The sequence below is a fragment of the Corynebacterium sp. HMSC036D02 genome (genome assembly GCF_001836165.1).
GTDB lineage: Bacteria > Actinomycetota > Actinomycetes > Mycobacteriales > Mycobacteriaceae > Corynebacterium.
Map to the genome: position 1 here is coordinate 86,331 of NZ_KV827680.1, position 23,091 is coordinate 109,421.

Here is a 23,091-nt window from a genome sequence, read left to right on the forward strand (position 1 = left end):
CGCCCGCCAGTGCGGTGGGTTTAGCCCAGTCCCCCGACAAGGAAAGGACGCCACTGCAACCTCGTGCTCACCCTCTTTTGCGCTTTGGTCATCGCCACCATTGCTGCCCCATTCCTCATTTTCTACCTTGGCCGCCGCGCCTTCGGGCTTTTGGCAATCGCGCCCGCGGTCGGCTTCTTCTGGGTACTCCAGCAGCTCACCACTGGCACGCTACGCAACGGCAACCAGCTGGCTTATGACCTCAACTGGATGCCGGCGGCACACCTGAACATCAGCTTCCGCATGGACGCGCTTTCCGCGTTATTCAGCCTCATCATCCTGGGAGTAGGCGCGCTGGTCTTGCTGTATTGCTGGGGCTATTTCGACCATTCCCGGCGGCGCCTCGCCCTCTTCGGTGGCCAGATGGTGGGCTTTGCCACGGCCATGTATGGCTTGGTCATTTCCGATAATTTCCTGCTGCTCTACGTCTTCTGGGAAATCACCTCCCTGCTGTCTTTCCTCTTGGTGAGCTACTACGGCGAGCGTGCCTCGTCGCGTCGATCAGCGCAGCAGGCCCTCATGGTGACCGTTCTGGGCGGCCTCGCCATGTTGGTGGGTATCACCCTCCTCGGCCGCCAGACCGGCGCGTGGTCTTTAAGCGGTATCGCCGCCACCGAAGACCTCGCCAACACCCCCTACCTCACCGTGGCCATCGTGCTGATTCTCTGCGGTGCGCTCTCCAAGTCCGCCATCGCCCCGGCCCACTTCTGGCTGCCCGGCGCCATGGCCGCGCCGACCCCAGTCTCGGCCTACCTGCACTCCGCGGCGATGGTGAAGGCCGGCATCTACCTCGTCGCGCGCCTTGCCCCCTCGGTGCATGACATTTCTACCTGGCACCTCGTGGTCATCCCCCTTGGCGCTTTCACCATGTTGCTCGGTGGCTGGATGGCGCTCAAGCAGCGCGACCTGAAGCTGGTTCTGGCCTACGGTACCGTCTCGCAGCTGGGCTTTATCACCGCCATCATCGCCATCGGATCCCGCGAGGCCATGCAGGCAGGGTTGGCGCTGACCTTCGCGCACTCCCTCTTCAAGGCCGCGCTCTTCATGATCGTCGGCGCTATCGACCATTCGACGGGGACCCGGGACATCGACAAGCTTGCGGGCCTGGGCAAGAAGAAACCCGCGCTGTACATCCTGGCCCTCCTCCCCGCGATGTCTATGGCCGGTATCCCGCCGCTGCTGGGCTTCGTGTCCAAGGAGGCCACGCTCGAGGCGATCATGCACGAGGAGCTCTTGGTCGGCATGCCGCGCAACATGCTGCTCGTGACGGTCGTCGTCGGCTCCGCGCTGACCATGGCCTATGCGCTGCGCTTCCTCTGGGGCGCGTTCTCCTCGAAGGGGCAGGAGAAGCCCTCTGAAGCGGTAGCGAATATGCACCACATCGGCCCCTTCCTGTGGATCCCGCCGACGGTGCTGACTCTGCTGACCATCTTCTTTGGTCTGCTGCCGCTGCCTTTGTCCCACGGCATCACGCAGCACCTGGACAACACCTTTGGCGCGAAGCACGCGTCCGAACTAGCGCTATGGCATGGCTTCACCATCCCGTTGCTGCTCTCCGTGGTCATCATCGTCGCCGGTTCTCTCCTGCACTGGCAGCGCCAAGCCCTCACGAAGGCCCAGTTCACCTACCCGGCCTTGGGCTCGGCCGATGACTCCTACGACGCCGTCATCAACGCCCTGCGCCAACTCTCCCTGCGCATCACCGCTTCCACGCAGCGCGGTTCGCTGCAGTTCAACCTCACGGTCATCTTCGCCACCCTCATGGTGCTGCCCATCGTCATGCTCATCAACGGTGATATCACCAACGTGCACATGATCGTGGCCGAGAACCCTTGGCAGGCCATCGCCGCGGTGATCATCATCATTGCCGCTGTCGCTGCCACCGTGCTGGATAACCGCCTCTCGGGCGTCATCCTCGTCGGCGTGACCGGCTACGCCTTGTCCTTCATCTTCGCGCTGCAGGGCGCACCGGACTTGGCGCTGACGCAGCTCCTCGTGGAGACCATCATTATGGTGCTCTTCATGCTGGTGCTGCGCCGCATGCCGGCGAATACCGAATGGAAGCAGGACCCCAAATCCGGCCGCCTGCGCGCGTGGCTGGCGGTGGGCGTGGGCCTGGCCGTCACCGTGGTGGGCATGTTCGCCATCAACGCCCGGCGCGAGGAACCCATCTCGCAGTACATGCCGGAATTGGCCAAGGAGATCGGCCACGGCGCCAACACGGTCAACGTCTTGCTCGTGGACCTGCGCGCGTGGGATACCTTCGGCGAAATCACGGTGCTCATCATCGCGGCGACGGGTATCGCCTCGCTGATCTACCGCACGCAGAGTTTCACCCGCTCCTCCCGCCGCCCGACCTTGCAGGTCACCGGCCGCCGCTGGCTGGCCGCGGGCGTGGAATCAGAGAAGGCGCTCAACCGCTCGCTCATGGTGGACGTGAGCACCCACATCCTCTTCCCCTCGATGATGGTGCTCTCCCTGTACTTCTTCTTCGGCGGCCACAACGCCCCCGGCGGCGGTTTTGCCGGCGGCCTCGTGGCGGCCTTGGCGCTGATTCTGCGCTACCTGGCGGGCGGGCGCGAAGAGCTCGATGAGGCGCTGCCTCTCGACGGCGGCCGCACCATGGCGGTGGGGCTGCTTCTTTCCCTCAGCGCAGTTATCACCCCGATGCTCTTGGGCTATCCGCCCCTGACCACCGGGTACACGAAGGTCGGCGTGCCGCTCATCGGTGATGTATCCCTGCCTTCGGCGCTGATTTTCGACGCCGGCGTCTACCTCATCGTCGTCGGCCTCACGCTCTACGTCCTGTCCTCCTTGGGCGCCAAGCTCGATGAGGAAGAAGAGATGCGTAAGCAACGCGCCCGCGACCGCGCCCGCTCCCTGGCACGCCGGGCGAACGAGAAAGAAACCACTGCCACTGCAGAGAAAGGACGCGCCTAATGGATGCCAACCTCATGCTCCTACTCGCTGCGGGCGTACTCTGCGGCGCCGGGGTGTACTTGTTGCTAGACCGCGCCATGACCAAGATGCTGCTCGGCATCTTGATGCTGGGCAATGGTGCGAACCTCTTCATGCTCATGGCCGGCGGTAAGGCTGGCTCGCCGCCAATCGACGGCCGGACTTCCCTGCCCTATGGCGAGGAAATCGCCGATCCACTGGCTCAGGCGATGATCCTCACGGCCATCGTCATTTCGATGGCGCTGACCGGCTTCATTCTCACGTTGGCCTACCGCCAGTACCGTTACCGCACGGCGGACGTGATTGAGGACGACACCGAGGACACCGCCATCGCGGCGATGGCCTCGCGCCCAGGCAACGCCTCGGCTGCCCCGGACCACGATGCTTCCAATGACCCGACCACCGGCCGCAACACCAAGGAAGGCGATAAGTTTGGCCCCGAGTTCTTCGAGGCTCCCGTGAAGGAGGCCACCGATGAGTGAGACCATCTCGCCCCTGGTGGATCTGTTGCTGCCGTATATCAGCTACCTGATCCCCCTGCCGATCATCATCCCGGCTTTGGCCGCCGCGCTGGCGATGCTCTTTGCGCGCAATGCCCATGCGCAACGTCGCATCGCCTTCTTCTCCCTGCTCACGCTCGCCACGGTGAACGCCGCGTTGATTTTCATCGCGGATACCACCGGCATTCAGACCGTGCAGGTGGGCGGCTGGGACGCGCCGGTGGGCATCACGCTGGTGGCGGACCGTTTGTCCACGGTCATGCTCTTTACCTCCTCCGTCGTCCTGTTCTCCGTGATGTGGTACGCCATTTCCCAGGGCGTGCGCGACGGCACCAAGGACGAGCCGGTGGCGGTCTTCCTGCCCACCTACATGTTGCTGACCATGGGCGTAAACGTGTCCTTCCTGGCCGGTGATTTGTTCAACCTCTACGTGGGCTTCGAAATCTTCCTCGTGGCCTCGTATGTGCTGCTGACCCTCGGCGCCTCGCCTGCGCGCGTGCGTGCGGGCGTGGGATATGTCATGGTCTCCATGGCCTCCTCGCTCATCTTCGTGCTGGCCTTGGCTTATATCTACGCCGCGGTGGGCACGATGAACATGGCCCAAATTGGTATCCGCATGGAAGATATCCCGGCGGGCACGCGCTCCGCAGTGTTCGCCGTACTGCTCATTGCCTTCGGCATTAAGGCAGCCGTCTTCCCGCTGGACGCCTGGCTGCCGGACTCCTACCCCACCGCACCTTCGCTGGTCACCGCAGTCTTCGCGGGCCTGCTCACCAAGGTCGGTGTCTACGCCATCATCCGCGCGCGCACCTCCATCTTCACCGCTGGTGGGTTAGATAACCTGCTCATGTGGGTCGCGCTGGCCACGATGCTCGTGGGTATTTTGGGTGCCATCGCCCAATCGGATATCAAACGATTACTGTCCTTCACGCTGGTCAGCCACATCGGTTATATGATCTTCGGCGTTGCCCTCGGAACCGCGCAGGGCTTGTCAGGCGCCATCTTCTACGCTGTGCACCACATTCTGGTGCAGACCGCGCTCTTCCTGGTGGTGGGCCTCATCGAGCGTCAAGCCGGCACCTCTTCGCTGCGGCGCTTGGGCTCGCTGATCTACACCGCACCGCTCATCGCTATCTTGTACTTCATCCCGGCCATGAATCTGGGTGGCATCCCGCCCTTCTCCGGCTTCCTGGGCAAGATCATGCTGCTCCAGGCGGGCGCGAACGAGGGATCGTGGATGTCGTGGGTCCTCATCGGCGGCGCGGTGGTCACCTCGCTGCTCACTCTGTACGTCATGGTCCTCGTCTGGGCCAAGGGTTTCCTGCGTGACCGCGGCGACGCACCCGAGGGCAACCTCGCCATGGTGCGTCCTTCCCCGCTGGGCGAGGTCACCGAATACGTTGAGCTAGAAGAGCGCGATGACGTCGGCCGCGTGCCCTTCGGCATGCTGGCCTCCACTTCCCTACTCGTCATCGCTTCGGTGTCGATGTCCTTCCTGGCGGGACCCATCTCCGGTGTGACCACCCGCGCGGCCACCTCGGCGCAGGATGACTCCATCTACCGCTATGCCGTGCTGGGTGATTCTGCCGAGGACCCGACGCGCCACCTAGACCCCGCTGAGCGCTACGAGGAGGGCGCGGATTCTCGCAAGAACCGGAGCGAGCCCATCCCGGATCCGGAGCCGGTGGCGCCGACAACGAAGACGTCGCCAAGCGCTACGCCCGCCCTGCCCACCACCGTGAGCAAGGATGAAAAGGAGGTATCGCGATGAGATTTGCCGGGCTTAAGCACCGCTTCCGCCCCTGGTTCATGGTGTGGATCATCGTCATGTGGTGCATGCTCATGGGCGAAGTCACCGTGGCGAACCTGGTAGGTGGGCTGCTTGCCAGCCTGTTCATCGTCTTCGCGCTGCCACTGCCGGCGATGCCCGTGGCGGGGATTTCGGTGAGCTGGGGAAAGCTTTTCATCTTCATGGTGCAGTGGTTTGTGGAGCTGATGGAAGCTTCCGTCAAGGTGGGCTGGCTGGCGGTGCGCCCGCAGGAGGTGCCCAAGACAGCGATTGTCAGGCTCCCGATGCGCTTGGAGAATGAGTTCGTTCTGGCGCTGGCGGTCAGCCTGTACAACCTGCAGCCGGGCGGCACCGTGTCCGATATCGACATTGCCAACCGCATGCTCACCATCCACCTGCTCGACGCCGATTCTGAAGCCCACCTGGAGCGTGAGATCGCGGCGGTGCGCAAGCTGGAGGCCGATATGATTGCCATCTTCGAAAGGAGCCACCCCTGATGGATACTGACGTGTATAACATCCTGCTCACCGTGGCCGCGGGCTTCCTCGTGGTGGCCTTCCTCATCACCACGTGGCGCATCGTCATCGGCCCCAACTCGCTCGACCGGCTCATCGCCATGGACGGGCTGGTGGCCATGTTCCAATGCGCCCTGGCCACCTATATCTGTTGGACCTTGGACACCACAGTCTCCAACGCGATGCTGGTCGTGGCTCTCCTCGGCTTCATCTCTACGGTTTCCGTTACTCGCTTCAGGAAGAGGGATTCATGAGTTATGCACTGATTGCCGATGTCCTCTCCATCATCCTCATCCTTGTCGGCTCGATACTCATCTTGGCGGCCGCGATTGGAGTGGCACGTTTTGGGGACACGATGGCGCGCGTGCATGCCATCGCCAAACCCCAAACCACGGGCCTCATCTTCACCATTCTGGGCGCCATCATCAAGGTAACGGGCTCGGAGTATTTCAGCGTGGCAGAAAAGGGTGACCTGGGAATCCTCATCCTTCTAGTCCTCTTTGCCATGATCACCAGCCCGGTGACCGCACAAAGAACCACGCGTATCGCCCGCCGCGAGGGCCTGTACGGCCCGCCGGAGTCAATGCTGCGCAATGAGGCCCCTGCCGCGCGTTCCATGCGCCGAAAGTAGGGACACGGGCCCCTTCTCCCAGGAAAAGAGGGAGCGTTAATATAGGCTGCAAAAGGCAATAATAGGTGCTCATCCGAGGAGAGTCGACGTGAAGAAGCTGCAAGGCGTACCAACAATATGCGCTGTCCTCGCAATGGGTATCGCTGTGATGGTGTACAAGTTCAGCCACTTCGATGGACCCCACTCCTTCACCTATATCCTCCCCTTCGACCTCGCCATCTACCGCATGGCGGGCGAAGACCTCAACGCGGGCGGCCTGCTTTACGACGCCCCCTATATCTTCCAATTCCCCTTCACCTACCCGCCCTTCGCGGGTCTGCTGTTCAAGGTTTTGCCCTTCTTCAGCAAGGGTGCGCTGACCATTATCTGGCCCTCGCTCATGTTCCTGGCAGTGCTGGCGATCGTCGTCATGATCTTCCGCGAGCGGGGCGTGAAGATGACCCCAGCCGCGGTACTCGTCGCGGTGCTGCTTACCGCGCTCACCCCAGCGAATGAAGCGATGCACGGTTCGCTCTACTACGGGCAGGTCAATGTCTTCTTGATGCTGCTCGTGGCTTTGGATTTCCTGCCGCTCAAGCGCCGCCTGCCGGGCGTGGGAATTGGCTTAGCTGCGGGCATCAAGCTGACCCCGGCTTATATGGGGTTGGCTTTGCTCTTTGAGAAGCGCTGGTGGGCCGCCCTAGGAGCGGTCATCACCTTCTTGGTGACCGTGGTGCTCGGCTTCCTCTTCGTGCCCGATGCGATGGATTTCTGGACCGATGCCATGTTCAATTCTTCCCGCGTGGGTGAGCACGCCAACCCCGGGGCGAAGTCGCTGCGCTCGCTTATGTTCCGCGAGCTCGGCATCGATGGCGGCATCTGGTGGCTGCTGGCGGTCATCGCGGTCTTCGCGCTTACCTGCTTGGCGCTGCGCACCGCATACCTGCGTGGCAACCGTACCGCGGCCTTCGCACTGACTGGGCTCAGTACGTGCTTGGTCTCCCCCTTCTCGTGGTACCACCACTTCGTGTGGACCATCCCGTTTGTGGTCATGGTCTTCGTATCCGTCAACCAGGCGCTAACTGCACGGCTGTCCGGTAAGTTCGGCGAGCAGCTCGCCGGTCTTGCCTCCGTGGCGGCCCTGTTCGTGGTGTCGCTGCCCTTCATGTCGGTGCCGGTCTGGTTCACCATGTCCACGGCCAACCTCGACGCGATCGAATCCTTCCAGCCGTGGGCGACCTCGCTGTGGACGCTGTCTTGCATCGCCTTCATCGCCGTCTACGCAGTGTGGGGCTTCGTCGCGCCGCGTAAGCGCGCGGTGGAGAAGAGCTAGGGGGCGTTTCGATCAAATAAGGGGGCAAAACCCGCCTGTTTTAGCGCACTATTTGATCGAAACGTCCTCGTCGAGGCGAGACAGCTTCCCCAAAGTACGTTTCGATCAATTAAGGCCCTGAAAACCACCAGTTTCCGGGCCATATTTGATCGTTCGGTACTCACTCTAAAGCCGCAAAAGCTGCTCCATCTCATCCGCGGTGGCCTTGACCACCTTCTGCCAGCTACCGGTCTCCTCATACAAGCGGCGCTGGCGCTCATAGCCTGCCCCGGAATCGATGATCTCCTGCACCAGCTGCAGCTCCCGGGCACAGCCCAGCTCTTCCGAGAGCGGGGCCAGCTCCACCAACAGATCCGCCAGCTCATCCTTGATCCAGCGCTCATCGGTCTCGCGCGAGGTGATGACCAGCGCGTCCATGCCATAGCGCGCGCCGCGCCACTTATTCTCCGCCACGTGCCACGGCTGGAGGGTCGGCAACTTCTCGCCCACATCGATCATGCGGTCATAGTGCACCACCAAGCAGTGCGTGAGCGCCACGATGGCGGAGAGCTCGCGGAGGTTGGAGGCGGCGTCGGAAATGCGAACCTCCACCGTGCCCCACTTGGAGGCCGGACGAACATCGAAGTGCATCGAGCCGGTGTGGTTGATGACCCCCGAAATAGCCTGGTCCCGCATGTAGGACTGCCACTGCTCCCAATTCTCAAACTGGTAGGGCATGCCCGCGGTGGGCAGCTGTTGATAAAGCATCGTGCGGTTGGAGGCATAGCCGGTATCGAGCCCCTCCCACCCCGGCGAGCAGGCAGAAATGGCCAGCAGGTGGGGGTACTTCGTCATCAGCGCATTGATGATGGGCCACACGCGGTCCTCATGGCTGATGCCAACGTGCACGTGTGTGCCCCACAGTAGCATTTGCTGTCCCCAGTACTGGGTGCGGTTGATGATTTCGGAGTAGCTCTCCTTCGCGGAGACGGGGTTCTTCCGGAAGTCCGTGAAAGGGTGCCCGCCCGAGGCCCACAGACGCACGTCCATGGAATTGGCCGCTTCACGCACTGCGCTTAGCGACGCCTCAAGGTCCCCCATCGCCTCCGGCACCGTCCGGCACACCCCGGTCACCAGCTCCACGGTGTTCTGGAGGAATTCCTTTTCCAAGTGGGTGTCGGGGTGAGCGGCGTGTACGCGGTCAATGAGCTCCGCACCACGCGGCACGAGGTCCCAGGTCACTGGGTCAACGAGGGCGACTTCCCATTCCACGCCCAGGGTGGGCTCGGGCGAGCGGGCGAAGTTCTCTTCCGGAATATTCACCCATTCATCCTATCCGTCGGACGGGTGAATTTAATAAGATTTTATTCCCTAGGCTTGGGGAACGGCGAGGACGACGACGACGGCATCGCCCTTGGTGTAATCCCCGGTCAGCTCGGCCGGGTAAGGCGCAATGGCTTCCGCCGGAACGTTGCCGCCGTAGTACTGGGCAGCGACTTCCTTGGCCAGGTTCTCGGCGGCCGCATCACCCTGCGGGAAGAAGACTGTAGTCTGCGGTGCGACGAGGACGTCGTCGCTGATGTTTCCTACCTCGGCGACCTTGAATTTCTCGGTCTTGAGGCGCTCTGCCTCGTCAGCCGCGTAGTTGGCGCGGCCGGAGTTGTTGAAGACGTTGACGGGGATCTCCGCCTGCGGGCGGTCAGCGTTGCCTGCGGCGGCGCCCGCCTCAGCGTTCCCTTCGCGGCTCTCCTTGCGCTCGGCGCCGGCCTGGTCGGCGTTCTCCGAGTCAGCGTCGGCATCAGCCGGGCGCTCGTTCTCGGCGGCATCCTTGTTCTTATCGGCTTCGCCCTCCGCACCGCCGGTGGCAACATCGCCTTCAGCTCCACCGGTGGCGGGACCGGAGACGGCGGCGTCGTTGGCCGGCGCGTCCTGCGCGGTGTCCTCGGAACCATCCGAGGTCATGGCGTAGAGAGCCCACATGCCGAGCATGACGGCCACGGCGATGAGCACCATGGCGACACCACGCAGCGGGAGCTTGCTAGCGGAGGCCGGGGCGGCGGCAGCCGAATCGGAATCGGCGGCGTGGCGCGCGCGGTCAGCGGACGAGGCAGAGTTTTCCGGATTCACATTAGTCACACAAGCAACTCTAGTATCTATATGCCTCAGTCCGGCGCATTGTCGCGAGCGGCGCGCCGGACGTCCTCGCGGGCGTCGCGAAGCCGGCGCAAACGTGTCACCAACAGCGGGTAGGAAGCGTGCGCGGCGGGGTTATCAAGGAGCACGTTGAGGCGTTGGTGATAGCGCACCGGAGTAATGTCCAGCTGCGTACGGATGGCCTCCTCCTTAGCGCCGATATCGCGCGGGACGTGGGACTCGAACTCCAAAATCGCGGCGTCTAGGTCTGACAGGGAGTGCATGCTTAGACTGTATGCCATGACTATTCGTCCCATCGTTATCCACGGCGACCCGGTCCTTCACAATCCCACCGAGCCGGTCACTGAAGCCATCGATTCCCCCGAGCTGCAGGAGCTCATCGCGGACATGCACGAAACCATGGACGCCGCGCACGGGGTCGGTCTAGCCGCAAACCAGATCGGCGTGAACAAGCGCCTCTTTGTTTACCACTGCCCCGACACCGACGGGCCTGATGGCACCGAGCTTCCCGAAGGCGGTATGCGCCGCGGCTGCGTCATCAACCCGGTGCTGGAAACCTCCGAGATCCCGGAGACCATGCCGGCTGACGACGGCTCCGAGGACGAAGGTTGCCTCTCCGTTCCGGGCGAGGGCTTCCCCACCGGGCGCGCCGACTGGGCCCGCGTGACCGGCAAGAATGAAAAGGGCGAGGACATTTCCATCGAGGGCTATGGTTTCTTCGCGCGCATGCTGCAGCACGAAACCGGCCACCTCGATGGCTTCGTCTACACCGACGTGCTCACCGGCCGCTACAAGCGCCAGGCCAAGAAGGCCATTAAGCGCAACGGCTGGACCGAGGCCGGGCTTACCTGGCTACCGGGCGAGGACGAAGATCCCTTCGGGCACGAGGACTAATGTCCCGCATCTTCCGCTCCGATTCCGTCCAGGTGGGCGAGCGCGTGGTGGCCCGGCGCAATTTTGGCGGCGTGCACAGCGATGTGATTGGCCACGTGCTCAGCGTAGATCCGCTGGTCATCCGCCCACAGGAGGTGGGCGGCTACCCGTCTTCGCTCGACGCGGTGGAGATTCCGCCAGAACAGCTCAAGATTATTAAGCGCCTCTCCCCGCGCACCGTCCGCAACTCCGATATCCGCGCCGTCGAGGTGGCCACCGCGGCTGCCTTCCCGGGCAAGGAACATAAGTGGACCTCGGATGGCCAGTGGCTCATGCGCGCGGGTGATGGCGTGACGGGCCGCTCCAACTCCGCGATTCCGCTGGGTCCTTCCGCGGGTTTCCTGCCGGTGCCTTTCGATGAGATTGAAGCGTTTTATGCGCGCCACGATCTTCCTGTGTGCTTGGCCATCCCGGAGCGCATCGGCAAGCCTGCTGAGAAGCTCGTGGCGGCCGAGCCCGAAGCTTGGGAGCTCGAACCGGAAATCTTGGTGATGGTCCGAGACCTGGATGAGCTGCCAACACCCGACGATGTCACCTTCCGCATCGATGCGCAGCCCGATCCCGAGTGGCTCGACCTCTACCACTTCCGCGGCCAAGCTTTGCCACCTCTAGCCCTGGAGTACCTGCGCAGCCACATCGAGGGAACGATGGGCTTTGGGCGTCTCCTCTCCCCTGCTGGTGAGACCATCGCGATTACACGCGGCACGCTCACCGAATCCGGTGACGGCACCGTGTGGCTGGGTTACTCCGCCGTGGAGGTGGCCGAAGGTTGGCGCCGCAAAGGTTTGGGCACCGCCTTGGGAGCGCACATGCTGGACTGGGGCAAGGCCCACGGCGCGGAGAAGGCCTACCTGCAGGTCGTGGCTCATAATACGGCGGGGATTCGGCTCTATGAGAAGCTCGGCTTCCTAGAGCAACACCGCCACCGTTACGCCCGCCGCCTGACTCAAGTACCCTAAACCACATGCGCATCGCTACCTGGAACATCAACTCCGTTCGCACCCGCGCTCAGCGCGCGGTAGATCTTCTGGCCAAGCACGACATCGACGTGCTCTGCCTGCAAGAAACCAAGGTGGCGGATGCGAAGTTCCCACGCGAGCCTTTCGAGGAGGTCGGTTACCACGTGACCTGCCACGGTCTCAACCAATGGAATGGCGTGGCCATCCTGTCCAAGGAAGAACCGGAAGAGGTCCAGACCTTCTTCCCCGGTCAGCCTGGTTTCCACAAGGACCCCGCCAAGGAGCAAGCGCGCGAGGCCCGAGCGGTCTCGGCCCGCGTCCGCGGGATTGAAATTTGGTCCCTCTACGTTCCCAACGGGCGCGAAATCACGGACCGGCACTTCGATTACAAGCTGGACTTCCTCTACTCCTTGGCGCGCTATGCGGAGAACCGGACGCAGTCGAAACTCTTGCTCACGGGTGACTTCAACATTGCGCCGTGGGATGAGGACGTCTGGGATATGTCCCCCTTCCGTGGCAAGACGCACGTCACCGAACCGGAACGCGCGGCCTTCCAGATGCTGGAAGAGGCCGGGCTGGTGGAAGTCACCCGCCGCTTCACCGAGGAAGATCGCTGGACCTACTTTGATTACAAGTCCCTGCGCTTCCAGAAGAACGAGGGCATGCGGATCGATTTCCAGCTGGCCAGCGAACCCCTCGCACGCTTGGTCCAAGGTGCCCAGGTGGACATGGTTGAGCGCGCCGGTGACAAGACCTCCGATCACGTCCCGCTGATCGCGGACTTCGATGTCCCTGATTTCGCGTCGGTGCGCTAGCCTGCCATGAACCTCAACATCGATCTCTCCGTCTGGCAGTTCGTACTGCTGCTCATTGATTACGGCATCAAAATCATCGCCATCGGCGTGGTTCCCGAAGGTCGCCGCCCCTCCAGCTCCACTGCCTGGCTGTTGGCTATTCTTGTGCTGCCCATCGTGGGTCTGCCGTTGTTCTTGCTCATGGGCTCGCCCTATATCAACCGCCGGCGCCACCGCATCCAGCAAGAAGCCAACGCACTGCTTAACGACGTCACCGCCTCCACCCCCAACCACCCCTCGGGCCGCCTCTCCCCGGAGGTGGAATCCCTCATCCAGCTCAACCGCAACCTCACCGGGCACCCGGCCCTCATTGGCCACAACAAAGGCCTGCACGCCTCCTATGAGGAGGCCATCCTTGCCATGGCCCGGGCCGTGGACCGCGCTGAGAAATACGTGCTCATCGAAATCTACATCCAGTCCTGGGATGAAGTGACCGATGTCTTCTTCCAGTCCCTCGCCCGCGCCCGAAAGCGCGGCGTAGAGGTCAAGCTGCTGCTAGATCAGATTGGCAGTTTGAAGTACAAGGGCTACTTCACGCTGGGCAAACGCCTCACCGAGATTGACGTCGACTGGCGGCTCATGCTTCCGCTGCAGCTGCACAAAGGCCGTTTCCGCCGCCCGGATTTGCGCAACCACCGCAAGATCGTGGTCATTGACGGCCACACGGGATTCTTGGGCTCGATGAACATGATCAAGCGCGAGTACAAAACCAAAGACCGCGCATGGATCGACTACATGGTCGAGATGACCGGCCCTGTGGTGACGTCTTTGGCCTCGGTATTCGCGGTGGATTGGTACCTGGAATCGGAGGAGCAGCTGTCCTTGGACATGCAGCCCTACGACGACGCCATGACGGCGGACTCCAACCACCTCCAGTTGGTCCCCTCCGGGCCCGGTTACACCACGGAACCCAACCTGCGCATGTTCAATTCGGTGGTGCACCACGCTAAGGAAAAACTCATCCTTTGCTCGCCCTACTTCATCCCGGACGAATCCCTCTTGGAGGCGGTCACCACCGCGTGCTACCGCGACGTTGAGGTGGAGTTGTTGGTTTCTGCGAAGGCGGACCAGTTCATGGTCAACCACGCGCAGTCCTCCTACTACCAGGCACTTTTGGAGGCCGGCGTGCGGATCTTCCAGTTCCCCGAGCCCTTCGTGCTGCACTCCAAGTTCATCCTGGCGGACCCGAACCTGCCGGAGCGCGACTCCTTGTGCATGTTTGGTTCCTCCAACATGGACATGCGTTCCTTCGGCCTCAACTATGAATCGACCATGTTGGTGGCCAAGGGCGACCTCATCGAGGATTTCACCCAGCTGGCCAGGAATTACAAGAAGGTCTGCCACGAGCTCACCCTCGAAGAGTGGAACGAGCGCGGACTGCTGCGCCGCTACGTGGACAACGTCATGCGCCTGACCTCGGCGCTGCAGTAGGGCTGCGTGGGGACCCGCACGTGGTTCCAGTCAAACGGTTCCTCTGGGGGCAAACAAACCTTCTGCGAGGCGGTAGATGGTTCGTTTGGGGGCAAACGAACCATCTGACTAGAACCATCTCTGAGGATGGCAAGAGCCCCGCCCTGGTGTACTCGCCGCGCACGTGGCGCGCGCCACAAGACATCCGACGAAGGCATCTAGTAAATGGCATCTCCCAGAAGGCATCTCTCAAAAGGTGTTTTTGGTGCTAAAAACGCCATCTAGGACCCGCAAAAGGCGTTTTTAGAGGAAAAGACGCCTTTCGACTGATGCCATTTGTGGGATGCCTTTTGCAAGGCGCCGTTTGGGTGCTCGATGGCTTGAGTTCGGCGGCCTGTGCACGAGACGGCGCGGTGCACTACGCGGCGCCGCGGGCCAGCCGCGTGGACACTGCAAGGCCGCACAGCGAAATGAAGCTGCAGCAGACCATTCCGGTGGCCATGGTCAGCGCCGCATTTGAGCCCCAGCCCATGAGCGGGCTGATGACGCTGGCCAACATGGACTGCCCGAATCCCATGATGGCGGACACGCTGCCCGCGCGCGGGCGCATGAGGCCCGTCGCCAGAGCGGTGGCGTTGCCCATGATGAAGCCGGTCGGCGCCACGCAAGCAAAAAGCACGACGAGGCAAACCCATACCGGGGCGCCGAGCAACACCGACAGCAACAAGAGCACCCCGCACAGGAAGACGCCGGTCACACCGATGCGCAGCATGACCGCCGGGGAGACCGAATCCATAGCCCGCGAATTCACCAGCGTGGCCATAAAGAGTCCCACCGCGTTGATGCCGAAAATCAACGAATAGCCCAACGGCGAAAAGCCCCACTGGTTCTGCACCACGAAGGCCGAGGCGGCGATGTAGCAAAACATCGAGCAGAAGCCGAAGGCCATGGTCACCAGGTAGCCCCACACCCGGGCATTGGTCAAGACCGCCCAGTAGTTGCCCGCCACCGTGCGAAACAGCCCGGCGCGGGAGCGCCCACCCGCGGTTTCCGGGACGATGGCAACAGCCAGCACCAACTGCACCGCGTGCAGCCCGGCGAGTACCCAGAAGATGCCACGCCAGCCCAGCGGCTCCGCCAGGACGCCACCCAGCACCGGGGCTACCGCCGGCGCGATGCCTTGCAGCGCCATGAGCAGCGAATAAGCCTTCGCGGCAGCCGCGCCGTGCACAAGGTCCGGAACCACCGCGCGGGCAAGTACCACGCACGCGCCGCCGCCGAGGCCCTGCAGTATGCGGGCCGCCACGAGCACGGTGGCCGTCGGAGCCAGCGCCGCCAACACGGAAGCGAACAGCGCGAGGGAGGCACCGGCGACGAGGAGGCGTTTGCGCCCGATGGCGTCGGAAAGCGGGCCCATGACCAGCTGTCCCACTCCCATGCCGATGAAAAAGCCCGAGATGGTCAGCTGGACCATGGCCCGGGTGGTACCCAGATCGGAGAGGATCGCCGGCATCACCGGCAAATACATATCAGTGGCAAAAGGCGCTGTTGCGGACAACAGCGCCAATGTAGCCAGGAGCGGGTAAGGGATCACGCGTCGCGCTTCTCCAGCACGATGACGCCCAGAATCCACAGAACTGCGGCCCAACCGAAGAAGACGAGGGCCTCAAAGCCTACCGATGACCAGGGCGCGTTCTCATCGACATAGTTCACCGCCCAGTTCTGGAAGGCGGTAAAAGGCATGAAGTGAATGACTTTATCGCCCACCAGCGGCAGCACGCGCACGATATTTTCCAAGCCCAAGTACAAGATGAGGCAGATGGCCACCGTGCCGGCGGTCTGCCGCAGCAGCATGCCTAGGCCCTGGACAAAAGCAACCACGCCGAAGGCCGCGAGCGGGAAGGCCCACAGCATGTACTTGCCGTCCTCGCTGGCAAAGGGCTGGAAGGCCTCGGCCGCAGATTCGTTCGTAGTCAAATCTGCCAACACGAAGATGTACACCAGGCCCAAGAATGCAATGACGGCCGCAATGACCCCGTAGAGCAGCAGCTTGGCGCAGGCCACGGTCCAACGCTGCGGGTTGGCCATGAAGGTCAGGGATTGCGTCTTATAGCGGTACTCCGTGGTCACCACCATCGCGGCCTGGATCATGATGATCGGCATGCCCATGAGCAAGATGATGGAACCCAAGCTGCGCTCCTGCAGCGGGCTAATGCCCAACACGGCTTCGCCCGCGTTGAGCGAGTTCAGCAGCGTCCAGCCGGTCACGATGAGGAAGATGAGGACCGTGGTCCACCAGAAGGACTTCGTCGTGCGCAGCTTCGTCCACTCCGAGTGAACAGTATTGAGAAACATTAGCGCTGTACCCCTTCCTGCGGTGCCTCCGCCTGGTACTGCACCGCGCGATCCGTCATAGCCACATAGGCCTCTTCCAGCGAGGCGCGGTGGAGCGTCAATTCCGTCAGCGGCACGCCCGTGGAGTACGCCAGCTGGCCCACGTAGTCCGTGGTCTGCTCAGGGATGATCAAAGTGGGGCGCTGCTCCTCGTCGACCGATTCCCTAAAGGAAATGCCGGCCTCCTTCAGCGCCGAGCCGAACTCGCGCAAGTGTTCCGAGCGCACGATAACCGAAGAGCTGGAGTTTTCCTTCACAAAGTCATAGGTGCGCTGATTGGCCAAGAGCCGGCCGCGGCCAATGACCACCAGGTGGTCCGCCGTTTGCGCCATCTCCGCCAGCAGGTGGGAGGAAATGAGCACCGTGCGGCCTTCAGCTGCCAGCGCGCGCACGAGCGAGCGCACCCAGCGGATGCCCTCCGGATCCAAGCCGTTAACCGGCTCATCCAGGATTAGTACGCCCGGGTCTCCCAACATGGCTGCCGCCAGGCCAAGGCGCTGGCCCATACCGAGGGAGAAGCCGCCGGCCTTCTTGCCCGCAACATCAGCCAATCCTACAAGCCCGAGCACCTCATCGACGCGGGAGGTCGGGATGCCGTTGGCCTGCGCCATCCACGTCAGGTGGTTGGCGGCGGTGCGGTTGGCGTGGACCGCTTTGGCGTCGAGAAGCGCGCCCACCTCACGCAGCGGGTTCTTCAGCTCGCGGTAGGGTTTGCCGTGCACCAGGGCGGTGCCAGCGGTGGGCTTGTCCAAGCCCAGGATCATGCGCATCGTCGTTGATTTTCCAGCGCCGTTGGGCCCCAGAAAGCCGGTCACTTGGCCCGGCTCCACCTTAAAGGTGAGGTCATCGACGGCGCGGACAGACTTGTACTGTTTGGTCAGTCCGGCTACTTCAATCATGTCCTACAGCGTGCCACAGGTTCCCACCGCGCGCCTGTATCAGCTGCCGTTTTCTTCCCAATACTTCAGCAACCGCGGCAGTGCTTCCCGGAAGGGAGCCAAAAGCTCCAGCTCTTCCATCTGGTTAAACGGGACCCAGCGCAGCTCAGCGGATTCTTCATTGGCGGTCGTGGCCAAACGCTGCCCCGAAACCGTCCGCGCCAACACCGTGGTATAGGTCCAGCCTTCCTCGAAGGGCCCGGCGGTAACGAGCGAGCCTAGAACCTCGACGTCCGCCGGCGAGATTCCGGTTTCTTCCTCCGTCTCCCGCAGTGCCGCCTGTTCCGGCGACTCCGGCTTATCACGCGCCCCGCCCGGGATTCCCCAGGTCCCACCGTTATTCGTCCACGTAGCGCGATGCTGCAGAAGCACCTCATCCCCCGCCACGAGGAAAAGGCCTGCTGCTCCAAACTTGCCCCATACCGGCACCCCGCCCGGACCTTTAGACCAGCCATCACCGGAAAGCTCTGGGTTAACGCGTGTACACATGCCTTATACGATACGCGAGAATAAGCCCACGCCACCCTGCCCCAAATCATCGCGCGATGCGGTGCGGGGCGCTATCCTAAGGGAATGACCGGCCCGGCCACCGAACTGCGCGAGCACTCCCCCGAATCGTGGGGCGATCATTGGCTCGATGAGGTCACCGAGCCTTCTACCCCGGCTTTTAGCCGCCCCACGCAGCTGGCCATGAGTTCCTTCTCCGGCCCAGCGCGCGTCCTCCGGCGCCTCTATAGCTTCGCGGCCACCACGCCCGGCAAGCTGTTCACGGTCACCGTTATCCTGACCGCCGCGCTCGCGGCAGCCGGGTTTTCTATGTCTTCCTCCTCAGCCGCGCGCCACGATGACCTGGATACGCTGCTGACCTCCACTGAGCCGATGTCGAATGCGGCGCACCACCTCTACACCAACCTGTCTCTGGCCGATACCGTGGCCACCACCGGCTTCGTTCAGGCGGGCGTCGAGCCGGAGGATAACCGCGACCGCTATAACGAGGCCATCGATGCCGCGTCCGTCGCCGCCACGCAGGCCATCGTCGGCACCTCGGCCGAGGATGAGCGCGTGCGCGAGCTCGTCACCTTTATCCAGCGCGAGCTGCCGGTGTACACCGCCCTCGTGGAAAAGGCGCGTGTCAATCACCGCGCGGGCCACGCCGTGGCGAATTCCTATATGTCCAACGCCTCGGCGCTCATGCGGACCCAGATTCTCCCCGCCGCCGCGGAGCTGTTCACCCTGACCTCGGAGAAGGTGAGCCAACAGCAGCAGCGTCTGACCCGCCCGCAGTGGGTTCCGCTGTCCGGGCTGGTTGCCGCACTCATTTTCCTCGGCTTGGCGCAGTGGTGGCTGTGGCGGCTGACCCGCCGCCGCTTCAACCGTGGCTTTGTGGCGGCCACGGGGTTGCTGTTCCTCGCGCTGGTGTGGGCCTCCGCCTCCAACTTCGCCACGTGGGCCTCGGGCCACCAGGGTTTCGAGACGGTGTCGCGCCCCTGGGACTCACTGACTGCCTCGCGCATTGAGGCCCAGCAGATGCGCACCTCGGAGACCCTCGCCTTGGTCCTGCGCTCCTCCGAGCAGGACATGTCCGTGCACTTTAGCTCCACGGTGTACTCCGTGGACCAGGCTTTGCGGGACTATGAGCAGGCGCTTAGCGACGACGACTTCCCCTCCTCCGATCCTTCCCTGATTCCCCGCGCCAAGCAGGCAGTGGAGGACTGGACTTCCACCCACGAGAAGTTCACCGAGGACCTCGCTAAGGGCGACTACGATGGCGCGCTGTACCAGGCCACCGCCATCGATCCGGACGGTGACCCGACCGCCGCCAGCGCCTTCAACGCCGTGGATAGCTCCTTGGCCGCGCTCATCGACCAAGCCCGCGACGCCATGCGCACCTACCTGGTCCAGGGTCTCAACGCCATGACGATGGTGTCCACCGGCGTGCTCCTGGCCACCTTCGGCGCGATCATCGCCGTGTGGCTAGGTATTCGTCCCCGTCTGCAGGAGTACCTGTGATGCGCCGCCGAAACTCTCAACGCTTAGCGTGGACCACAGCCCTGCTCGTGCTCAGCAGCGCCGTGGCGCTCAGCGCCTGTGAGCCGGAGCCGCCCAGCACGCAGGACCCCATCCTTCCCTCCACCGCGAACCTCGATTCCACTCCGGGGCCGCCGCTGCCGGAGGATGCCATCATCGAGCCCGCTGGCACCGGTGAGGTATCCCGGCAAAGCGATGCAGAGGCCTATGGCTCCTACCGCCCGGACGATAAGAAGCCGGAGGAACGCGTGCCCGATATCCTGGCGCGCGGACGGCTCATCGTGGGCGTGGACCGCTCCAATAACCTGCTCAGCTACCGCGATACCGCCAGCGGCGAGGTGCGCGGCTTCGAGGTCGACATCGCCCGCGAAATCGCCCGCGATATCTTTGGGGATCCCAACAAGGTGGACTTCCGCTTCGTGGAAGCTTCCGAGCGCGCGCGTGCCCTCAACGACCGCACGGTGGACATCGTCATCCGTACCATGACTATTAGCCCCAAACGTCAGCGCGAAGTCACCTTCTCCATTCCCTATATGCAAACGGACGCTCGTTTGCTGGTGCTGAAGAACTCCGGTATTGAGTCCATCGCGGATACCGCTGGGATGACCCTGTGCGCGACGAAGGGTTCCACCATGGTGGACGCGATACGCACGCACGCGCCTGCTTCCGACATCCTGGAGACCCGCGCCTGGGGCGATTGCCTCATGGCCCTACAGCTGGGGCAAGCGGATGGCATCGTGGTGGATGATGCGCTGCTCTCCGGCATGTTGGCCCAGGATCGCTACACCGAGATTGTCGGTGGCCCCCTTGAGAGTCAAAACTACGGCGTGGCAGTGCGCAAGCCCGATGGCACGTATGACTCGCGCCCGCTTATCCGTCAGGTGAACTCCACGCTGGAGCGCATTCGCAAGGACGGGACCTGGCAAAGGCTCTTCAACGAGTGGCTGGGGGATTATATGGACCAGCCCATGCTCCCGGCGCCAAAGTACCTCGATGAGACCCCACCCGCGACGGAATCGCAGCCGAGTTCCCCAAGCAGCAACCACCCCGGTGAGAAGAAGGAGGGGCACTAATGTCGCACCGCTTCAGCGAGGATGAGCTCGACCACCTCACGCCCGAAGAGCACGAGGACGCTGCTCTCGAAGCTGTGGAGCTCGAAGCACCCGCCGACGCTACCCAAGCCGTCCGCTTCGATCCCTTCGCCGATGAGGAGGATGATCTCTCGGAGGATCACCTTCTCAGCACCTCGCCTGCGGAACCAGGTGATCCGGGAACAACGGCTTCCGGTGCCGGTAACACGGAAGCCTCCGACCGCACCGCGGCCGTACCTTTCGATCCTTTCGCCGATGACTACGAGGAAGATGACCCCACTGCCACCGGCGCCGTCCTATCCCCTTCCGGTCAGCCCGGCACGCACGGCACCGCGACGAATAAGCCTGGCGATGGCGAATACGTCGATTCAGACAACATCGCGGCTCTGATCGAAGAGCTGGGGCAGCTGCGAGATCGTCGCAAAGCAGAGGACCCCTCGCAGGCCTCCCGCCGCCGCGCGCTCGATACCTTCCGCCAGCGCCGCAGCACCAAGCGCACCGACCGCGAAGTGGCCGATGGCATGGCCACCTTGCCCTTCGTGGTCCCGGATGATCCCACTCAGGCGCTTATCGATCCGCAGGATGCGCCCCGCGCCGCCCCGCCGCAGCTTAAGCCGGGTGACATGGTGGCCGGCCAATACGAAATCCTCGGCGTGCTCGCCCATGGCGGGTTGGGCTGGATCTACCTGGCCAATGACCACTTCGTCTCCGGGCGCATCGTGGTGCTCAAGGGAATGCAATCCACCAACTCCGCAGAAGAGACCGCCACGGCGGAGGCGGAGCGCGAATTCCTCGCGGACATCACGCACCCGAATATCGTGAAGATTTTCAACTTCATCGATGATCCCCGCGTACCCGGCGGCTTCATCGTCATGGAGTACGTCGGCGGACCTTCGCTGAAGCAGCGCCGCAACGACCAGGCCAATGACCGCTTCCCGGTCGACACCGCGATTGCCTACATCCTGGAAATCCTGCCCGCCCTGGATTACCTGCACGCCCGCGGCGTGGTCTACAACGACTTGAAGCCCTCCAACATCATCGTCACCGAGGACCAGGTCAAGCTCATCGATCTGGGCGCGGTCTCCGGCATCGGTGCCTTCGGACACATCTACGGCACGCAGGGTTTCCAGGCGCCGGAGATCTCCACCCAGGGCCCCTCTGTGGCCAGCGATATTTACACCATCGGGCGCACCCTGGCCTGCCTAACGCTGAAGCTGCCGGTGGAGGATGGCGTCTACAAGCCCGGCCTGCCCTCCCCCACGGAGGAGCCGCTGCTGCGCCGCTACCTTTCCTTCTACCGCCTCCTCTTGCGCGCGACCGATCCGGACCCGGAGCGGCGCTTCGCGTCCGTCTCCGAGCTGCGTGACCAGCTCTTCGGCGTCCTGCGCGAGGTCATCGCGCTCCGCGATGGCATCCAGCACCCTGCTCAGCATTCCGTCTTCTCCCCGCAGCGTACGACCTTCGGCACGAAGCACCTGGTCTTCCGCACCGACCAGCTCATCGATGGCATCGACCGCACCGTCCGCATCACCGCCCCCGAGGTGGTCTCCGCGCTGCCCATCCCGCTCATTGTCCGCTCCGATATCGGCGCCCCGCTGCTGCAGGGTTCTTCCTATACCGAGCCGCAGGAAGCGCTAGAAACCCTGCGCCAGGCCATGCAGACCCCGGAGTACGAGGAGTCCGCCGAGATTCCCCTCGGCGTGGTGCGCGCCATGATTGACCTGGGCTATATCGGCCAGGCCCGCGAGTGGTTGACCTCCATCGAGGAGCGCTTGGGCAAGGACTGGCGCTTCCACTGGTACTCGGGCGTGACCGAGCTGCTCTTGGACAAATACCGCGAGGCCCAAGCCCATTTCGCGCACGTCCTCGACGTGCTGCCCGGCGAGGCTGCACCGAAGCTGGCCATCGGCGCGGTCAACGAGCTCATCCTGCAGCAGCTGGGTTTTTCGGAGGCCGCGCTGATCGACGCCTCCGTTGCCCGTGCCTGCGCCAACCTCACCACCTCGCTGGCGGATCTGCCCAACGATGCTTTTGAGGACCAGCCAGGTATCTGGGACCACATCACCGATGATCCGGCCCACCTGCGTTTCAACTCGCTGCGCCTCTACGGCATCGTGTGGGCGACGAACCCGACGACGGTCTCCTCCGCCTTCGGCTTGGCCCGCCAGCTGCGCGCCGAGCACCAGGTTGAGCTTGCCGTGGCCACCTTGGATAAGGTGCCCAACGCCTCGCGCCATCACCGCATGGCCCGCTTGACCACGGTCCTGCAGCTCATCGTGCATGATCTCTCCGAGTCACGCATCCGGCGTGCTGCCCGCCGCCTAGAGGAGATTCCGCAGAACGAGCCGCGCTTCTTGCAGATCAAGATTGCGGTCATCTCCGCCGGGCTGACCTTCCTGCGCGAGGCAGACCTCGACGCCGCGGCCTCCCCCAACGATCTTTTCGAGTTCCCCTTTACCCAGCGCGGCCTGCGCTATGGCCTGGCGGATACCCTGCGGGCATTAGCCCGCCAAGCACCATTCGCCCGCCACCGCTACGCGCTGGTGGACTTGGCCAATAAGGTCCGCCCAGTCACGATGTTCTAGCCGCCAGCGCTACCGGCCGGCG

21 protein-coding genes are annotated in these 23,091 nt (G+C 63.2%); 14 read left to right on the forward strand and 7 right to left on the reverse strand.

Going from position 1 to position 23,091, the window contains the following annotated elements; all coding sequences use genetic code 11:
- Nucleotides 1–63 precede the first annotated feature (63 nt).
- From HMPREF2743_RS06830 to HMPREF2743_RS06860, 7 genes are all read left to right on the forward strand, one after another.
- Nucleotides 64–2,979, forward strand: coding sequence for a Na+/H+ antiporter subunit A (locus tag HMPREF2743_RS06830; protein WP_070818437.1), 2,916 nt, complete (start codon nucleotides 64–66; stop codon nucleotides 2,977–2,979).
- On the forward strand, nucleotides 2,979–3,479 hold the full coding sequence (locus HMPREF2743_RS06835; protein ID WP_070522657.1) for a Na(+)/H(+) antiporter subunit C: 501 nt from the start codon (nucleotides 2,979–2,981) through the stop codon (nucleotides 3,477–3,479). Before HMPREF2743_RS06830 ends, HMPREF2743_RS06835 begins: the two co-directional genes overlap by 1 nt.
- The gene (locus tag HMPREF2743_RS06840; protein ID WP_070524671.1) at nucleotides 3,472–5,268 is read left to right on the forward strand and encodes a Na+/H+ antiporter subunit D; all 1,797 of its coding nucleotides are present in this window, start codon (nucleotides 3,472–3,474) and stop codon (nucleotides 5,266–5,268) included. The genes HMPREF2743_RS06835 and HMPREF2743_RS06840 overlap by 8 nt, the downstream gene beginning before the upstream one ends.
- Nucleotides 5,265–5,783, forward strand: coding sequence for a Na+/H+ antiporter subunit E (locus HMPREF2743_RS06845; protein ID WP_070524673.1), 519 nt, complete (start codon nucleotides 5,265–5,267; stop codon nucleotides 5,781–5,783). The genes HMPREF2743_RS06840 and HMPREF2743_RS06845 overlap by 4 nt, the downstream gene beginning before the upstream one ends.
- Nucleotides 5,783–6,055: a monovalent cation/H+ antiporter complex subunit F gene (locus HMPREF2743_RS06850; RefSeq protein ID WP_010188770.1), complete on the forward strand. Its 273-nt coding sequence runs from the start codon at nucleotides 5,783–5,785 to the stop codon at nucleotides 6,053–6,055. Before HMPREF2743_RS06845 ends, HMPREF2743_RS06850 begins: the two co-directional genes overlap by 1 nt.
- Nucleotides 6,052–6,432: a monovalent cation/H(+) antiporter subunit G gene (locus HMPREF2743_RS06855; protein ID WP_070524675.1), complete on the forward strand. Its 381-nt coding sequence runs from the start codon at nucleotides 6,052–6,054 to the stop codon at nucleotides 6,430–6,432. Before HMPREF2743_RS06850 ends, HMPREF2743_RS06855 begins: the two co-directional genes overlap by 4 nt.
- An 88-nt stretch (nucleotides 6,433–6,520) precedes the next feature.
- Nucleotides 6,521–7,744 (forward strand): glycosyltransferase 87 family protein, encoded by a 1,224-nt coding sequence (locus tag HMPREF2743_RS06860; RefSeq protein WP_070818438.1) that lies wholly within the window; start codon nucleotides 6,521–6,523, stop codon nucleotides 7,742–7,744.
- Nucleotides 7,745–7,909: 165 nt separating this feature from the next.
- On the opposite strand, the gene HMPREF2743_RS06865 is transcribed toward HMPREF2743_RS06860, so the two are convergent.
- From HMPREF2743_RS06865 to HMPREF2743_RS06875, 3 genes are read right to left on the reverse strand one after another with little or no spacing between them, the layout of a single operon-like run.
- On the reverse strand, nucleotides 7,910–9,046 hold the full coding sequence (locus HMPREF2743_RS06865; RefSeq protein ID WP_070818439.1) for a glutamate--cysteine ligase: 1,137 nt from the start codon (nucleotides 9,044–9,046) through the stop codon (nucleotides 7,910–7,912).
- Nucleotides 9,047–9,094: 48 nt separating this feature from the next.
- A complete protein-coding gene (locus HMPREF2743_RS06870; RefSeq protein WP_083321612.1) occupies nucleotides 9,095–9,859 on the reverse strand; it encodes a LytR C-terminal domain-containing protein in 765 nt (254 codons plus the stop codon).
- A gap of 26 nt (nucleotides 9,860–9,885) precedes the next feature.
- Nucleotides 9,886–10,140, reverse strand: coding sequence for a DUF3263 domain-containing protein (locus tag HMPREF2743_RS06875; protein WP_070818441.1), 255 nt, complete (start codon nucleotides 10,138–10,140; stop codon nucleotides 9,886–9,888).
- Between the two features lie 16 nt (nucleotides 10,141–10,156).
- Between HMPREF2743_RS06875 and HMPREF2743_RS06880 the strand changes: the two genes are divergently transcribed.
- Genes HMPREF2743_RS06880 through cls form a run of 4 tightly spaced genes read left to right on the forward strand, consistent with a single transcriptional unit; the run spans nucleotide 10,157 to nucleotide 14,054 of the window.
- Entirely contained in the window at nucleotides 10,157–10,771 is a 615-nt protein-coding gene (locus HMPREF2743_RS06880; protein WP_070818442.1) for a peptide deformylase, read from the forward strand.
- Nucleotides 10,771–11,769: an N-acetylglutamate synthase, CG3035 family gene (locus HMPREF2743_RS06885; RefSeq protein WP_070818443.1), complete on the forward strand. Its 999-nt coding sequence runs from the start codon at nucleotides 10,771–10,773 to the stop codon at nucleotides 11,767–11,769. Before HMPREF2743_RS06880 ends, HMPREF2743_RS06885 begins: the two co-directional genes overlap by 1 nt.
- A gap of 5 nt (nucleotides 11,770–11,774) precedes the next feature.
- Nucleotides 11,775–12,584 (forward strand): exodeoxyribonuclease III, encoded by an 810-nt coding sequence (locus HMPREF2743_RS06890; RefSeq protein ID WP_070818444.1) that lies wholly within the window; start codon nucleotides 11,775–11,777, stop codon nucleotides 12,582–12,584.
- A 6-nt stretch (nucleotides 12,585–12,590) separates the two neighbouring features.
- The gene (gene cls / locus HMPREF2743_RS06895) at nucleotides 12,591–14,054 is read left to right on the forward strand and encodes a cardiolipin synthase (RefSeq protein ID WP_070818445.1); all 1,464 of its coding nucleotides are present in this window, start codon (nucleotides 12,591–12,593) and stop codon (nucleotides 14,052–14,054) included.
- 397 nt (nucleotides 14,055–14,451) lie between these two features.
- Here the strand turns inward: cls and HMPREF2743_RS06900 are convergent, their stop codons facing one another.
- The 4 genes from HMPREF2743_RS06900 to HMPREF2743_RS06915 are packed head-to-tail and all read right to left on the reverse strand — an operon-like array spanning nucleotide 14,452 to nucleotide 17,854.
- On the reverse strand, nucleotides 14,452–15,627 hold the full coding sequence (locus tag HMPREF2743_RS06900; RefSeq protein WP_083321613.1) for a multidrug effflux MFS transporter: 1,176 nt from the start codon (nucleotides 15,625–15,627) through the stop codon (nucleotides 14,452–14,454).
- Nucleotides 15,624–16,388: an ABC transporter permease gene (locus HMPREF2743_RS06905; protein WP_070524686.1), complete on the reverse strand. Its 765-nt coding sequence runs from the start codon at nucleotides 16,386–16,388 to the stop codon at nucleotides 15,624–15,626. Before HMPREF2743_RS06905 ends, HMPREF2743_RS06900 begins: the two co-directional genes overlap by 4 nt.
- The gene (locus HMPREF2743_RS06910) at nucleotides 16,388–17,326 is read right to left on the reverse strand and encodes an ABC transporter ATP-binding protein (RefSeq protein ID WP_070744638.1); all 939 of its coding nucleotides are present in this window, start codon (nucleotides 17,324–17,326) and stop codon (nucleotides 16,388–16,390) included. The genes HMPREF2743_RS06905 and HMPREF2743_RS06910 overlap by 1 nt, the downstream gene beginning before the upstream one ends.
- A 39-nt stretch (nucleotides 17,327–17,365) precedes the next feature.
- Nucleotides 17,366–17,854 (reverse strand): NUDIX domain-containing protein, encoded by a 489-nt coding sequence (locus HMPREF2743_RS06915; protein ID WP_070744640.1) that lies wholly within the window; start codon nucleotides 17,852–17,854, stop codon nucleotides 17,366–17,368.
- Between the two features lie 84 nt (nucleotides 17,855–17,938).
- On the opposite strand from HMPREF2743_RS06915, the gene HMPREF2743_RS06920 reads away from it, so the two are divergent.
- From HMPREF2743_RS06920 to HMPREF2743_RS06930, 3 genes are read left to right on the forward strand one after another with little or no spacing between them, the layout of a single operon-like run.
- A complete protein-coding gene (locus tag HMPREF2743_RS06920) occupies nucleotides 17,939–19,375 on the forward strand; it encodes a hypothetical protein (protein WP_070818447.1) in 1,437 nt (478 codons plus the stop codon).
- Nucleotides 19,375–20,466 carry a glutamate ABC transporter substrate-binding protein gene (locus tag HMPREF2743_RS06925; RefSeq protein ID WP_070524694.1) on the forward strand — a complete coding sequence of 364 codons (1,092 nt, stop codon included), beginning with the start codon at nucleotides 19,375–19,377 and terminating at the stop codon, nucleotides 20,464–20,466. The genes HMPREF2743_RS06920 and HMPREF2743_RS06925 overlap by 1 nt, the downstream gene beginning before the upstream one ends.
- Nucleotides 20,466–23,069 (forward strand): tetratricopeptide repeat protein, encoded by a 2,604-nt coding sequence (locus HMPREF2743_RS06930; RefSeq protein ID WP_070524696.1) that lies wholly within the window; start codon nucleotides 20,466–20,468, stop codon nucleotides 23,067–23,069. Before HMPREF2743_RS06925 ends, HMPREF2743_RS06930 begins: the two co-directional genes overlap by 1 nt.
- Nucleotides 23,070–23,091: the final 22 nt, after the last annotated feature.